Origin of the sequence: Microbacterium sp. A20, assembly GCF_004794515.1 — a bacterium.
Classification (GTDB): Bacteria; Actinomycetota; Actinomycetes; order Actinomycetales; family Microbacteriaceae; genus Microbacterium.
On the sequence record NZ_SSDF01000085.1, the window covers coordinates 1 to 14538 of the forward strand.

The following is a 14538-nucleotide window of genomic DNA, read 5'->3' on the forward strand; positions in this document are numbered from 1 at the left end:
AGGGGGAGGTGAGAGGGGGGGAGTGAGAGGGGGTGAGAGATGCGAGGGAGGGGTGTGCTCAGCGCCGCACGCGAGCGCGGGTCTTGGCCACGCTCGCGAGAGTCGCCCGTACGGGAGTGCCGAGGTAGAGACCGAGCGACGCACCCGATGCCAGCCCGATGCCGATCACCGCGGCGTCGATGAGCGATCCGCCGGCGACCAGCATCCCCGTGGAGGTTCCGGTGGCGTGCACCATCTCCAACAGTCCTTGGAACACCGCGACACCGGGAACGAGGGGGACGATCGCCGCAGTCGTGACCGCGACCGACGGAACGTGCAGGTTGCGCGCGATCAGCATCCCGAGGAAGCTCGCGAGCAGAGCTCCGACCGCGCTCGCCGCGGCCGGGTGCAGGTTCAGCGCCACCGACGCCGAGTAGCCCGCAAGGGTCACCGCACTGAGCAGAGCGCTCACCAGGATGATGCGGATGCCGGCGCCGTTGAACACCGCCACGGCGACCGCGATGATGATCGCGCCGACGAACTGGTTCAGGACCGGACCGAACGGCGCCGGGTCGTCGGGCAGGTCCATGGTGAACCCCAGGACGCTCCCGAGCTCCAGGCCGACGAGGATGCCGATCACCACGCCGAGGGTCTGCATGGTGAGGTCGAGGATGCGCCCGCCGGCGGTGAGCGCGAAGCCGTCGATCGCGTCCTGCGCGGCGCCGACCACGGTGAGCCCGGCCAGCATCAGCACGATGCCCGAGGCCACGATGATGGAGGGCCGGATGCCGACGAACGGCTCGATCCCCGCTGAGCCCAGCGCCGACACCACCACCGCCACGACCGTGGTCACGAAAGCTCCGGCGATCTGGCTGAAAAACAGCGGCACCCGCAGCCGCGCGAGACCCGCCTGGGTGAGTGCCGCGCACAGGGCGGCGACGAACGTGAGGCCGACGATGATCGGGGAGGCGCCGAGCATGATGCTGACACCGACCGCGAGCAGGGCGCGCGCGACGATGACGACCGGCTGCTGGTACCGGAACGGGACCCGCCGGATCGCCCGGAACGCCGTACGCGCGGATTCGAGGTCGAGCCCGACGTCGATGTCGGCGACGAGCGCCTGCACCCGCTGCAGCTTGGCGTGATCGGGGGCGGTGACCCGCACGACGCGCACCAGGGTCTCGGGCCACACCTCGCCGCTCAGGTGGAAAGACACGGCGATCGAGTTGTAGGTGACGTCGACCTGCACGCCCTTCATCCCGTACGCGTCGCACACGCGGGTGATCGCGAGGGTCACCTCATGGGCGGAAGCGCCGACCGCGAACATCGACTCGCCGATGCGCGTCGCGAGGTCGAGCACCCGGGGCACCGTGCGCTCGTCGATGACGGGCAGGACCTCCGTGTGCGCGACCGTGGAGGGGTCGGTGTGCAGCAGGCGGCGCACGGAGGAGAGCAGCGGCCGGCGGGGTGTCGCGGACATGTCGTCCATTCTCCCGGACGCGGGCCGCCCGCCGCGGCCTCAGTCCTGCGCGAAGATCTCGGGGTGTGCGCCGATGAGCTCGGCCTGCTCCTTCCACGAGAGCCCCACGATGCTCAGCACCACGCGGACGACGGTCGAGTCGGCATCGGTCGTGGTGAGCCGCAGCTCGCGCAGGGTGGCCCGCGCCGTCTCCTCGATGAGGAAGGCGAGCAGCTCGGCCGGCATGTCTGCGCGGAACGCCCCGGATTCCACTCCGGCCCTCGTCAGGTCGCGGATTCTTCGGCGCAGCGGTGCCAGGGCGAGCACGGTGTCGGTCAGATGCGCATCATCGAGGGCGATGTTGGCCGACGCGCGCACGGCCGAGGCCTCCCGCCACAGTCGCGTCGCCATGCGCGCGAGCGTGACCCGGGGGTCGGATTCGTCGGTGGCCTCGGCGATCGCGTTGAACCGCTGCGCGCCGACGGCGATCACCTCGCGCAGCAGGCTGTCGCGGTCGGCGAAGTGGCCGTAGACGGACCGCCGCGTGAGGCCGGCGGCCTGGGCGATCACGTCGAGCGATGCCGTCGGGTTGGTCGCGAGCACCGACTGCGCCGCGCGCAGCAGGGCCTCGCGGTTGGCGAGCGCATCGCGACGACGTCGGGGATTCGGTGCGGTCACTTCGGGGTCCTTTCGCGGAGACACAGGAATCACGACATCAACTTGGTCGACGCGAGCGCGTCGACGAGCTTGCGGTTGTACGTCATCAGAGGGCGCCGGAGCACGAGACCGAGGAGCAGCGCGGGGATGATGAACAGTGCGAGCGCGCCCAGCGACCACCAGAAGTCGCCCTGGTAGACGCCGGCGATCGCCGATCTCACCATGTTGACGGCGTAGGTCGCGGGCAGGAACGGGCTGATGCTCTGGAACCAGTCGGGGAGCAGCTGCAGCGGGTACGCGCCGCCCGACCCCGAGATCTGGATCACCAGGAGCAGCACCGAGAGCGCCTTGCCCGCGTTGCCGAACGCGACCACGGCCGTGTAGACGATGAGCGTGAACACGGTCGAGATCGCCCACCCCGCCAGGATCAGCAGGAGCGGATGCGCGGGTTCGACCTGCACGAAGAGGATCAGCCCGAGGGTCAGCAGCGTGCTCTGTGCGAGCCCGACGAGGCCGAAGATGCCGTAGCGGCCGAGGTACTTCTGCGTCGGAGTGAGTTCGGCCCGGTCGGGGAGCGTTTCGGCGTTCACGTCGACGCGGATCGTCACGGTCATCAGCAGCGCACCCACCCAGAGGGCCAGGATCATGTACAGCGGAGCCATGGCCGCGCCGAAACCGGCCACCGGGAACACCGCGGTGCGGTCCACGCGCACGGGCTCGGCGAGGGAGGTGGCGAGCACGCCGGGGTCGGCGCCCATCAGCTCGCTGAAATCGCCGGTGTCCGCGGCCTTCGTCATCGCCTGCTGAACGGCGTCGAACCGGTCGGCCAGCGTGTTCAGCGATGCCGACAGCTGCGTGGTGGCCTCCTGCGCGCGCGACAGGGTCGACTGCACGGAATCGGATGCTCCGGAGAGGCCGGACGTGATGCCGGAGAGGTCGGAGCGGATCGCTGACACGTCGGAGCCGATCTGCGTGAGGGTCGACGAGAGGGAGTTCAGCTGCGCTTTCAGTCCGTTGTCGTACGTGCTTCGTGCGTCCGTGATCGCCTTCTTCGCCGCGGCGATCGCGGCGGTGATCTCCTGGTGCGAGCTCTGGGCCGCATCATTGCCGGCCGCGATCTCGGTCGCCGCGGTCTGGAGGCGCTCCTGCAGTGCCTGCTGCCGCGCGATGGCCTCGTCGAGCCGGCTGATCACGGCGTCGAAGTCGGGCTGCGCGGATTCGGGAAGGTTCGGTCCGACCTCGGTCTCCAGGGTGTTCTTGACCGCGGAGTACTGATCGATCTGCTGCTGCACGCGCTCGGCGAGCGTGGTGATCGCCTGCACCTGACTGCCGCTGAGCGAGTCGGCGCCGGCGTACAGCTCGTCGATGCGCTGGCCGACCGCGTCGTAGCTGCTCGACGTCGCCGCGAGCGCATCCGCCAGGGACTGCGATGCCGTCTGCAGGGTCGACTTCAGCGTGCCCGCCGCGTCCACCCCGCTGCCGAGCGCGCCGGAGGTGTCGGTGAACGCGTCACCGGCCGAGCCGACCAGGCCCGAGGCGCTGTCGAGCAGCGGCCGACTCGCCTCCAGCAGAGCCGTGAAGCTGTCGGCCGTGCGCGCCCCGGACCGCAGCTGATCTCCCACGCTCCCGAGGCGCGCCTCGATGCGGGTGAGTGCGGCCTGCGTGTCCTCATCGGTGAGATAGTCCGACATCGACGAGACGAGGCCGAGAGCCACGTCGCCGAGCGTCTCGGCGAAGGTGCTGCTGATCGCGGACGAGACCCCTTCCGCACCCTGCCCGGTGATCTTCGGCGCCAGGGCGTTCTTCTTCTCGTTCGTGTAGAGCGCGATGTGCGTGCGGTCGCCGCCGTCGGCGTAGAACGTGAGCATGTCGGCGCTGAACGTCTCGGGCAGCACGATGGCGGCGTAGTACTCGCCGGACTTCGTCCCGTCGATCGCGTCGTGCTCATCGGTGATGACCCAGTCGAGCTGGTCGTTCCCGCGAAGCTGGGCGAGGACCTGTTCGCCGACGTTCACGCGGATCGGCACGAGGTCGCTCTCGTACCCGGCGTCGGTGCTCGCGACCGCGATCTTCAGGTCTTTCGTGTTCGCGAACGGATCCCAGCTGGCGATGACGTTGAACCAGGTGAACAGCGACGGGATGACGACGAGTCCGAACAGGACGATGCACGCCATCACGTTCTGGGTCGCGTGCCGCACGTCGCGGGCCGTCAGGTGCAGGATGTCCCTCATGCGCGGTCCTCTCCTTCTGCGGTCCGGTGTTCGTCGTCCGTGCGCTCGTCTTCGTCCGCGAGTGCTTCTCCGGTCTGCTGGGCGGTGGTCGGCGCGGTGTCCGGCTCGGCATCCTGCTCGTCGGCGGTCTGCCCGGCATCCTGCTCGTCGGTGGTCTGCTCGGCGGCATCCGGCTCGGCGTCCGGTCCGATACGGGCCTCCGCCTCCGCCTCCGTCTCCGTCTCCGGGTACGGCTGCGTGTCCGGCTCCGGCTCGAACCACTCGGTGAGCAGGGCATCGGCCTCGGCGCCGGCGGCCGGAGCATCCGGAGCGTCCGGCGTCTCGGCCGTCTCGGCCACGGTCGTGGCGACCGGTGCGTACCCGACCGTGTCGAGCGACGCGTCCGCCGAGGCGGGCATGACCGCGTCACGGCCGGCGGGCCCGACGAGGGCGAGCTCACGCAGCTCGGCGTCGTCGAGAGCGGCGACCTCCGCGCCGTTCTCGAAGCTGTGCTTGATGTACTCGATGGCCACGAGGAATCCGATGACGAGCAGGATCCAGAGCGTCCACAGGCCGAGCAGCAGGGCCTTCGATCCGGGGAGTGCCCAGGTGATGACCCCGAGCACGACGAGCCCGGCGACCCCCGTGAGCACCGTCGCCCTCAGCAGGGTCGGGTAGCGGCGGGTGAACGGCTCGGCGCGTCGAGCGAGGTCTTCGCGGTACTCGCGGCGGTTCGAGAGCGCGCGGATCACGTCGGTGAGCCGGTACCCGCTGCCGACGACCTGCACCTTCTCGCCGATCAGGAGATCGGTCGCGAGCACCTGCCGGTTGAAGAGCAGGGTGAAGTTCGCGAGCCGGCGGCGGAGCACGAGCCCGATGAGGAACGCCAGGGCGACGAACACGGCGAGGGCGCCCAGGTACCGCCAGTAGTGGCCGTCGTAGAACCCTCCGATCGTCTCGCGCATCGCGTCGATGCCGTACGAGAACGGGAGGAGCGGATAGATCGCCCGGAAGAATCCGGGCATCAGCTCGATCGGGTACAGCCCGGATGCTCCGGGGATCTGCATGATCACGAGCAGGATGCACAGGCCGCGGCCGACGTGGCCGAACGCGACGCAGAGGGCGTAGATGATGCTCACGTACGCGAGGGCGATGAGCACTCCGGTGCCGACGAAGGCGGCGGCGCTGACGGTCTGCACGCCGATGATGAGGCTTCCGGTGCACACGATCAGCGCCTGGCCGACGGCGAGCGTCGCGAAGAGGAAGAAGCGGCCGAAGTAGGCCTCGCGCACGGTGACCCCCTCGACGCCCTCGGTGTCGACCTCGACGCGGAAGATCACCATGAGCACGAAGGCGCCGATCCACAGCGACAGGTTCGTGAAGAGCGCGGCCATCGCCGACCCGTAGGTGTCGACGGGGAACACCAGGTGCTCGTCGACCTCGACGGGGGAGGAGATGAACTGGGCGATCTGCTCGGGCTCCAGGTCGGTCAGCGTGCCCAGCAGACCCCATTCGGATGCGGCGTTGAGGGCGACGACGTCGGTGCGCGAGGTCTGCAGGCCCTGCTCGATGCCGGCGAGGTCGCCGTCGAAGCTCTCTAGTGCCGACGAGGTGGCCACGAGCTGAGAGTCCAACCCGGCCAGCAGCTGATCGGCCTCGGCGAGCACGCCCTTCTGCGCATCCAGTGCCGCCGAGAGCGATCCGACGCTCGACGACAGCTGCGACATGGCGCTGTTCAGCGAGGGGACGGTGCGGGTGAGGATGTCGCGCATCGCCGACGACGCATCCCTGGTGTCCTGCATCGCCTTGTCGACCGCGTCGGCCGTCGCTTGAACGGAGCCCACGGTGTCGGACGCGCTGGCCTTGAGGTCCTTCAGGTCTGCGAGCAGCTGCTGGTCGGTGGCGTTGCGCTGCTGCAGCGAGGCGATGACCTCGGTGAGCTGCTGCTTCGTCTCGTCGCTGAGGTCGGTGCCGTCCACGAGCGTCTGCAGACGCGCGGCGGCCGCTTCGTTCGCCTCGAGCACGTTCGAGACGTCGTCGATCCCGGCGTCGATGCGCACGCCCGCCTGCTCGAGGCTCTGGGTGAGACGGGTGATCGAGACGTTCGCCTTCGACGACGCATCGGCGAGCAGCGTGGTGCCCTGGAGGAACGCGGTGGTGGCGCTGTCGGTGAAGGCGATCACCTCCTTCTGCGTCTCGGCGATGATCGACTGCGTCTGGCCGAGCGACTTCTGCACGTCGCCGAGCGTCTTGTCGACGTCGCCGAGTGTGCTCCGGGCGGAGGCGAGCGTGCCGCGAGACGAGGTGAGGCCGTCCTGCGTCTCGGCGAGGTTCTCCCGCGCCGATGAGATGGTCTGCGCCGCCTGGTCGAACGCGTTGAGGGTGTTGTCCCTGGCGTTCAGCAGTCGCAGCTCGGTGGAGTCGCCGACGTCTTTGAGGGCGTTCGTCGCGGCGAGAGCAACCTGCTCCTTGAAAGCGGTGGTGACCTGCTTGTCGAGTTCGGATGCGCCGACGTCGGTGATCTTGGGCGCGATCGCCCCGGCCTTCTCATTGACGTAGTACTCCAGCGCCGGCTGGGTGAAGTCGCCACTGGTGATGCTGAGCAGGTCTTCGCTGAACTGTGCCGGGATGACGATGGCGGCGTAGACGTCGCCCTTCTTCACGGCCTCCTGAGCTTCGTCCTCGCCCATGAACGTCCAGCCGAGCTGGTCGTTGTCCTCGAGTTGCGCGGTCACCTGCTCGCCGATGTCGACGTGACCGGTGAGGTCGGAGGTGGCGCCCTCGTCGAGATCGACCACCGCGACGCGGATGTTCGCGGTGTTGGCGTAGGGGTCCCAGAAGGCGTTGATGTTGAACCACGCGTACAGGGCCGGGGTGATGAGCACCCCGATGATGATGATCCAGGCTTTGGGTACGCGGGAGAGTCTCTTGACGTCGCGCTTGTAGACCCGCCAGCTCTGTTTCACAGGACGAGTTTACACAATACGTGCACACGAGCGTGCAAGTTAGCTGAATGCGCCGGACGGGTGTGCGCGTCAGTTCAGGGTCGTGACCGTCAGCTCGTTGGTGGCGGTGTCGCACATCGTGAGCTGCCACACGGGCGAGCCGTCGTCCATCACCCGCGCCATCTCGACGATGAGCGGACTCGGGTACTCCTCGCCCGAGAGCTGGGCCACGCTGTAGGCGCTGCTGCCGTTCAGCTGCTGCTCCGCCTCGGTGAGCTCCGTCTCGCCGGTCGAGAGAACCTCCAGGGTGCGGACGTCCACCAGCGACTCCCGGCCGAAGCTCGGGTCGTCGACGCGCTCGCCGAATCCGTCTTCACGGGTGTCGGCGCTGCGCAGTCGCCACGCGAAGTCGTCGTCGACCCACTCGAGGCGCAGGCCCACGATGGTGCCGCCGATCGCCTCGGACTCCCCGGGCAGGGATTCGAGGAAGTCGGAGGGCCAGGAGACCTCTGCGGGCAGGCAGGTGCCGGGGAAGTCGTCGCCGACGGCCGCCGGTGGGCTGGGGACGCTCGCCGCGGAGCAGCCGGCGCAGGCCAGGACCCCGGCGAGGACGAGTGCGCTCGCGCGCAGCCTGAGGGGAGTGGGCATCGGTGCCTCCGTGGGGGTCGCCGACTTCTGGGAGCCTAGCCGGGCCGTCGCCTCCGTCCCTCCCGACCGGGCCGTCAGCGCGTCGCGCTCCGCGAGGCGATTCCGATCAGTCCGCGCAGCTCTTCGGCGGTGACGTCGGCTCCGAACGCCGGGTTCCCGGGTTGGAGCACCGCTCCGGCCGCCAGGGTGTCGATGATCACGGCGTCGAAGCCGAGCCGGTCGATCACCTCCGCGACGCGGGCGAGGTCGCCAGGTTCGTCACCCGCGACGGCGATCGCCTTGCGCCCGGCTGCTCCGGCCGGTCGGGACTCGTCTTCGAGGTCGTGATAGCCCATGTGGTTCAGGGCCTTCACCACCCGCGACTCCGGCAGGAACTCCTGCACGAGCTCGCTGGTCGAGGTGCGCGGATCGCTCAGATCGTCGCGGATCCCGTCGGTCTCCCACCAGTAGTTCATGGCGTCGAGCACCAACGTCCCGCGCAGCTGTTCGACGGGGAGCGTCCGGTACTTGCCGAGCGGAAGAGCCAGGATGACGGCATCCGCCTCGGCTGCCGCTCCTTCGGCCGTCACCGCGGTCGCGCCCGGCGCGAAGACATCGATGGTGAGCGCGATCCGCTCCGGAGCGCCCGAACCGGCGATGAGCACGCGGTATCCCGCGGCGAGGGCGAGGCGGGCGATCGTGGTGCCCACCTTGCCCGCGCCGAGGATGCCGATGGTCGTGATGGTGTCGTTCATGTCGTTCATGTCGTTTTCCCTCACGCGTGGACGGCCTTGCCGTCTTTCGTGATCCGGGCCACACCGGGGTCGCCGAATGCGCCTTCGCCCGGGTCGTCGGCGAGCAGCTCGCGCACGCGCGGGGCGACCTTCTCTCCGAAGAGGCGGATGCTGCGCTCGCGCACGTCCTTCGGCAGGTGCATGATGTCGTACTTCAGGTCGAACCGGGACAGGTGGTTGCTCCGCACGGCGGCCGCGAGCTTGTGCGCGACGGTCTCGGGGGAGCCGACGTACAGCGCGCCGGTGTCGACCTCCTCCTCGTAGCGCTCGAGGGTGGGTGCGTAGAAGCCGCGCTCCTTGCTCATCTGCGTCACGACCGGCTCCCAGTGCTTCCAGTGCACGTTCTTCGCCTCGTCGTCGGTGTCGGCGATGAGGCCGAGCGAGTGCTGCCCGATCGGCAGCTCCGCCCGCCCGAACTGCTCCAGTGCACGCAGGTACAGGCGCGCGTGGCCGGCGAAACGTTCGGGGCGTCCGCCGATGATCGCCATCATCAACGGCAGTCCGTTCTCGGCGGCGCGGATGACGGAGTCGGGGCTGCCGCCGATCCCGATCCACGCCGGGATGCCGCCCTCCGGCATACGCGGCTGCAGTCGCACGTTCTCGAGAGGGCTGCGGTAGGAGCCGCTCCAGGTGACGCGCTCCTCGCGCATCAGGCGGAGGAACAGGTCGAGCTTCTCCTCGAAGATCCGCTCGTACTCGGCGATGTCGTATCCGAAGAGCGGGAACGACTCGATCGCCGACGCCCGTCCGAGGATGAGCTGAGCACGACCGTTCGAGAGTCCGTCGACGGTCGCGAACTCCTGGTACAGCCGCACCGGGTCCTGCGTCGAGAGCACCGTGACCGACGAGCCGAGCCCGATCGTCGACGTGGCCTGTGCCGCGGCAGCCAGCAGAACGGGGGTCGCGGAGTCCATGTGCCCCTCGCGGTAGTGCTCGCCGACGCTGAACACGTCGAGGCCCACCGACTCGGCGAGCTGCGCCTCTTCGACGAGCAGCCGCAGCGTCTCGCCGTCCGACAGGATGCGACCGCCGTCCGTCGCCACCTCGCCGAAGGAGTTCAGCCCGAACTCGAGTTCCGTCATGTCCATCACGACCCTTCTCCACGGCACCGGTCCCTCCGGATTGACGTGTCAACTGCATGCAACCGTAAGATTGACGTATCAATTCCCGGAAGGCGCCATGACCGAAGAACGACGTCGCCGCACGCCGACGCCCGAGCAGCTGCGCATCTGGCGGGGCTTCGTCGAGACGAGCGAGATCCTCCGCTCCCGTTTGGCCGCGCAATTGCAGAGCGAGTCGTCGCTCTCCTCCGGCGACTACCAGGTGCTGCTCGCGCTGAGCGAGGCCGACGGACGCAGGGCGCGCTCGTCCGAGCTCGCGGCCCTCATCGACTGGGAGCGCAGTCGGCTGTCACACCACCTCGGGCGGATGGAGAAGCGCGGGCTGGTCCGACGCGTCCCGTGCGCCGACGGCGCGCACGGCGTCGACGTTCTTCTCACCGAGACCGGAGCGGATGCCTTCCGGGCGGCGAACGTGCCGCACCTGCACGCCGTCCGCTCCCTGTTCGTCGACGCGCTCACGCCCGAACAGCTCGCCCAGGTCGACGACATCACCGCCGCGCTGCAGCGGCACCTCGGGCTCGACCCCATCGGCGACGACGCTTCTCTGGAGTAGCCGAGTCGGGATCTACTCGAAGACGGGGCTCAGGAACCGACGCTCGTAGCGGCGGATGCACTGCGTCCGGCGGGCGAAGTCGAACGCCTCGACGCACTCCGGATCGGTCTTCGACGCGGTCCGGTAGACCTCGTACTCGGCGAGGGAGGGGAAGGTGAACAGCGCGAACGCCTCGTCGCTGTCGCCCTCGCTCGGCAGGAAGTAGCCGTGGTGCGTGCCGCCGTGTTTGGCCACGAGACGGATCCAGGTGCGACCGTACTCGGTGAAGTCGTCGAGCTTGTCGGGGTCGATCTCATAGCGCAGGTGAACGGTGATCATGCCCCGATCCTGTCAGAGCACCGAGGCCGCCTGACGCGCCATGCCGACGGCGACATACTCGGCGGGCTCCGGAACCTCGACCGGGAGCCCGAAGACCAGCGGGGCGATCTCGCGCACGGCCTGCGACTGTGCGCCCCCGCCCACGAGCAGCACACGTTCGAGCGGGATGCCGAGCTCTCGCAGCGCGTCGAGCCCGAAGCGGAGCCCACCGAGCATGCCCTCGACCGCGGCCCTGGCGAGGTTCTCGCGGGTGGTCGAGGCGAGCGTCATGGCGTTCAGGCTCGCGCTGGCGTCGGGCAGGTTGGGGGAGCGTTCGCCCTCGAAGTACGGGATGAGCTCGAGTCCGCCCGCGCCGGGCTCCGCGGTCAGCGCCAGCGCGCTCAGTCCATCGTGGTCCACCCCGAGCAGACGGGCGATCACATCGAGCACGCGGGCGGCGTTGAGCGTGCAGACCAGCGGCAGGTAGCCGCCGTCGGCATCCGCGAATCCCGCGACGATGCCGGTCGGCTCGGCGACCGGGCGGTCGGTCACGGCGAAGATCGTGCCCGAGGTGCCGATCGAGACGACCACGTCGCCCGTCCGCGCACCGAGGCCCAGTGCGACGGCGGCGTTGTCGCCCGCACCAGGGGCGACGCGTCGTCCCGCAGCATCCGTCACGGATTCGCGGGGCCCGAGCACTCGGGGCAGCGCCGCGTCATGGCCGAGGGCGGCGATGAGCAGCTCGCGGTCGTACTCGCCGGTGGTCGGATTCCAGTAGCCGGTGCCCGAGGCATCCGACCGGTCGGTCACCAGCTCGTCGAAGTCGGGACGCTCGGGGCCGAACCCGCGCAGCCGCCAGGTCAGCCAGTCGTGCGGCAGGGCGACGGCCGCGACACGAGCCGCATTCTCGGGTTCGTGATCGCGCAGCCAGCGCAGCTTCGTGATGGTGAACGAGGCGACCGGCACGAGTCCGGTGCGGTCGGCGAGGGCTGCGGCCCCGAACCCGCCGATCAGGTCTTCCGCCGCCTGCGCGGAACGGGTGTCGTTCCACAGCAGGGCGTCGCGGATGACGCGGCCCTGCACGTCGAGGGCGACCAGACCGTGCTGCTGCCCGCCGATCGCCCAGGCTGCGACGTCGTCGAGGCCTCCGGCTTCCGCGATCGCTGCCTGAAGCGCGACCCACCACGCCGCGGGATCGACTGAGGTGCCATCCGGATGCGGAGCGCGTCCGGAGCGCACGACGGCACCCGTCTCGGAGTCGACGACGACGGCCTTGCAGGACTGGGTCGAGGAGTCGACCCCGAGGACGAGTGCCATCGCCGGACTCAGCGCGCGCCGAGCAGGTGCTCGGTGGCGAGCTGCTGCAGGCGCACGAAGCCGAAGCCCTTGCCGCCGAGGTACGCGTCCGCGTCGAAGTCCTCGTAGGCGGAGCGGTCGGCGAGGAAGTCGTCGTACGACTCGCCCTCGTTCAGCGTCGGGGTGGAGAGCTCGGCGACCTTCGCGGCGGCCAGGGCCTCCTGCACCTCGGGGTCGGCGCGGAAGGCCGCGGCGCGCTCCTTCAGCAGCAGGTACGTGCGCATGTTGGCCGCGGCGGAAGCCCAGACGCCGGCCTCGTCCTCGGTGCGCGAGGGCTTGTAGTCGAAGTGGCGGGGGCCGTCGTAGGCGGGAATCGGGGTGGTCCCTGAGCCTGTCGAAGGGCCGCCGTTCTCCAGCAGGTCGACGAGCGAGAACGCGTTGTGCAGGTCGCCGTGGCCGAACACCAGGTCCTGGTCGTACTTGATGCCGCGCTGACCGTTCAGGTCGATGTGGAAGAGCTTGCCGTGGAACAGCGCCTGGGCGATGCCGGCCGTGAAGTTGAGGCCGGCCATCTGCTCGTGCCCGACCTCGGGGTTCACGCCCACGAGCTCCGGGCGTTCGAGCGAGTCGATGAACGCGATCGCGTGGCCGAGCGTGGGCAGCAGGATGTCGCCGCGGGGCTCGTTGGGCTTCGGCTCGATCGCGAAGCGGATGTCGTAGCCCTTGTCGGTCACGTAGTCGCCGAGCAGGTTCACGGCCTCGCGGTAGCGCTCGAGGGCCGCGCGCACGTCCTTGGCGGAGTCGTATTCCGCGCCCTCGCGCCCGCCCCACATCACGAAGGTCTTGGCGCCGAGCTCGGCTCCGAGGTCGAGCTGGCGGAACACCTTGCGCAGGGCGAAGCGGCGCACCTGGCGGTCGTTCGAGGTGAAGCCGCCGTCCTTGAAGACGGGCGCGCTGAAGAGGTTGGTGGTGACCATCGGCACGATCAGGCCCGTGTCGGCGAGTGCGCCCTTGAGGCGGTCGATCTGGGTCTGGCGCTCGGCATCCGTCGATCCGAACGCGAAGAGGTCGTCGTCGTGGAAGGTGAGGCCGTAGGCGCCGAGCTCGGCGAGCTTCTCGACCGCGTGCACGACGTCGAGCGCCGGACGGGTCGGGCCGCCGAACGGGTCGGTGCCGTTGTAGCCGACGGTCCAGAGCCCGAAGGAGAACTTGTCGTCGCGGGTGGGGTTGGGCATGATCGCTCCTCTGCGAATGCTGCGGGCGCACGGGATGCACGGACGCAATAAGTTGTGCTTCACAACATAACCGATGACAGCAGGCATCCGCACCCCTAAAGTGGGAACGTGCCCCCTGAATCCGCTGCCCCGCGCTCCCGCGAAGCGAACCTGGCGTGGATCCTCTCGATCGTCCATCACGAGGGCCCCCGTTCTCGCTCGGCCCTGACCGAGGCGACGGGTCTCAACCGCTCGACCATCGCCGCGCTGGTTGCCGAGCTCGTGGGCGCCGGCCTCGTCGATGAGCGGCCGCCGGAATCCTCGGCGCGGGCGGGTCGGCCGTCTCCCGTGGTCGCACCCTCCGCCGACGTCGTCGCGATCAGCGTGCACCCCGAGGTCGACGCGGTCGAGATCGCCGCCGTCGCCCTCGACCGCAGCATCCGCGTGCGCGAGCGCATCGTCAACACCGCCACACCGACCACGGCCGATGTCGCCGCCCTCGTCGCCGAGCGTGTCGACAACTGGCGGACGGATGCCCTCGCCGACTGCGCCGTGATCGGCATCGGCGTCGCGGTGCCGGGGCTCGTGCGCTCGGCCGACGGCGTGGTGCGCAACGCCCCGCACCTCGGCTGGATCGACGAGCCGCTGGCCGCGATGATCCAGGAGGCGACGAGCATCCGCACCGCCGTCGACAACGACGCGACCCTCGGCGCGCTCGCCGAGCACCTCTTCGGCGCCGGCCGCGGCATCGACGAGCTCGTGTACCTCAACGGCGGCGCCTCCGGCATCGGCGGCGGACTTGTGATCCACGGTCTGGCCGCCACCGGCGCGAGCGGCTACGCGGGAGAGTTCGGGCACAACCGGCCCGGCATCGACGGCGCCGACCGTCGCACCGACGACGGGGTGCTGGAAGACGAGGTGAATCGCCGGCATCTGCTCGACCTCCTCGGGCTCGACGACGCCGACGACGACGAGCTCGCCGCAGCCCTCGCCGCTGCCGAGGCGCCCGAGGTGCAGGCGGAACTCGTCCGGCAGGCGAAGATCCTCGGAAGCGCGCTGGCGAACGCGGTCAACGTGCTCAATCCGGCTCTCGTGATCCTCGGGGGCTTCCTGGCGCTGGTCGACGAGGGGGCACACGACCGGCTGGTCGACGAGGTCTCGCGACTTGCGATGCCCGAGAGCGCCGCCGCTGTCGCGATCCGCGCCGCCGAACTCGGCTCCGATCGGCTGCTCGTCGGTGCGGCCGAGCTGGCGTTCCGTCCGCTGTGGGGGAGCACCCGGACGTTCGACGCGTCCCGCTGAGCGCAGGGTCCACCGGCCGGAATACTCCCGGTCCCCCCGATGCGGCCGGACACTACGCTGAGTCTCGTGACGAACTCGCGCGAC

General features: G+C 69.7%; 12 protein-coding genes. 2 read left to right on the forward strand and 10 right to left on the reverse strand.

What is annotated here, in order from left to right:
• Window positions 1-58 precede the first annotated feature (58 nt).
• The 7 genes from DW298_RS14015 to DW298_RS14045 form a co-directional block, all read right to left on the reverse strand.
• Entirely contained in the window at window positions 59-1459 is a 1401-nt protein-coding gene (locus DW298_RS14015; protein ID WP_136043087.1) for a threonine/serine exporter family protein, read from the reverse strand.
• A gap of 39 nt (window positions 1460-1498) precedes the next feature.
• Complete coding sequence (locus tag DW298_RS14020; RefSeq protein WP_136043088.1) at window positions 1499-2116, reverse strand: TetR/AcrR family transcriptional regulator; 618 nt, start codon at window positions 2114-2116, stop codon at window positions 1499-1501.
• Between the two features lie 29 nt (window positions 2117-2145).
• On the reverse strand, window positions 2146-4326 hold the full coding sequence (locus tag DW298_RS14025) for a YhgE/Pip domain-containing protein (protein WP_136043089.1): 2181 nt from the start codon (window positions 4324-4326) through the stop codon (window positions 2146-2148).
• Window positions 4323-7271 (reverse strand): YhgE/Pip domain-containing protein, encoded by a 2949-nt coding sequence (locus tag DW298_RS14030; RefSeq protein WP_136043090.1) that lies wholly within the window; start codon window positions 7269-7271, stop codon window positions 4323-4325. Before DW298_RS14030 ends, DW298_RS14025 begins: the two co-directional genes overlap by 4 nt.
• A 69-nt stretch (window positions 7272-7340) precedes the next feature.
• Entirely contained in the window at window positions 7341-7898 is a 558-nt protein-coding gene (locus DW298_RS14035) for a hypothetical protein (protein WP_136043091.1), read from the reverse strand.
• A 74-nt stretch (window positions 7899-7972) separates the two neighbouring features.
• Window positions 7973-8641: an NAD(P)-binding domain-containing protein gene (locus tag DW298_RS14040; protein WP_342589080.1), complete on the reverse strand. Its 669-nt coding sequence runs from the start codon at window positions 8639-8641 to the stop codon at window positions 7973-7975.
• An 11-nt stretch (window positions 8642-8652) separates the two neighbouring features.
• The gene (locus DW298_RS14045; RefSeq protein WP_342589081.1) at window positions 8653-9759 is read right to left on the reverse strand and encodes an LLM class flavin-dependent oxidoreductase; all 1107 of its coding nucleotides are present in this window, start codon (window positions 9757-9759) and stop codon (window positions 8653-8655) included.
• A 91-nt stretch (window positions 9760-9850) separates the two neighbouring features.
• Between DW298_RS14045 and DW298_RS14050 the strand changes: the two genes are divergently transcribed.
• Entirely contained in the window at window positions 9851-10345 is a 495-nt protein-coding gene (locus DW298_RS14050; protein WP_136043092.1) for a MarR family winged helix-turn-helix transcriptional regulator, read from the forward strand.
• 12 nt (window positions 10346-10357) lie between these two features.
• Here DW298_RS14050 and DW298_RS14055 read toward each other — a convergent pair whose 3' ends face one another.
• Genes DW298_RS14055 through xylA form a run of 3 tightly spaced genes read right to left on the reverse strand, consistent with a single transcriptional unit; the run spans window position 10358 to window position 13173 of the window.
• Window positions 10358-10663: an NIPSNAP family protein gene (locus tag DW298_RS14055; protein WP_136043093.1), complete on the reverse strand. Its 306-nt coding sequence runs from the start codon at window positions 10661-10663 to the stop codon at window positions 10358-10360.
• Between the two features lie 12 nt (window positions 10664-10675).
• Window positions 10676-11959 (reverse strand): xylulokinase, encoded by a 1284-nt coding sequence (xylB, locus tag DW298_RS14060; RefSeq protein WP_136043094.1) that lies wholly within the window; start codon window positions 11957-11959, stop codon window positions 10676-10678.
• A gap of 8 nt (window positions 11960-11967) precedes the next feature.
• On the reverse strand, window positions 11968-13173 hold the full coding sequence (gene xylA, locus DW298_RS14065) for a xylose isomerase (RefSeq protein ID WP_136043095.1): 1206 nt from the start codon (window positions 13171-13173) through the stop codon (window positions 11968-11970).
• A gap of 108 nt (window positions 13174-13281) precedes the next feature.
• Here xylA and DW298_RS14070 point away from each other — a divergent pair, with 108 nt between their 5' ends.
• On the forward strand, window positions 13282-14454 hold the full coding sequence (locus tag DW298_RS14070) for an ROK family transcriptional regulator (protein WP_136043096.1): 1173 nt from the start codon (window positions 13282-13284) through the stop codon (window positions 14452-14454).
• The last annotated feature ends 84 nt before the right edge of the window (window positions 14455-14538 follow it).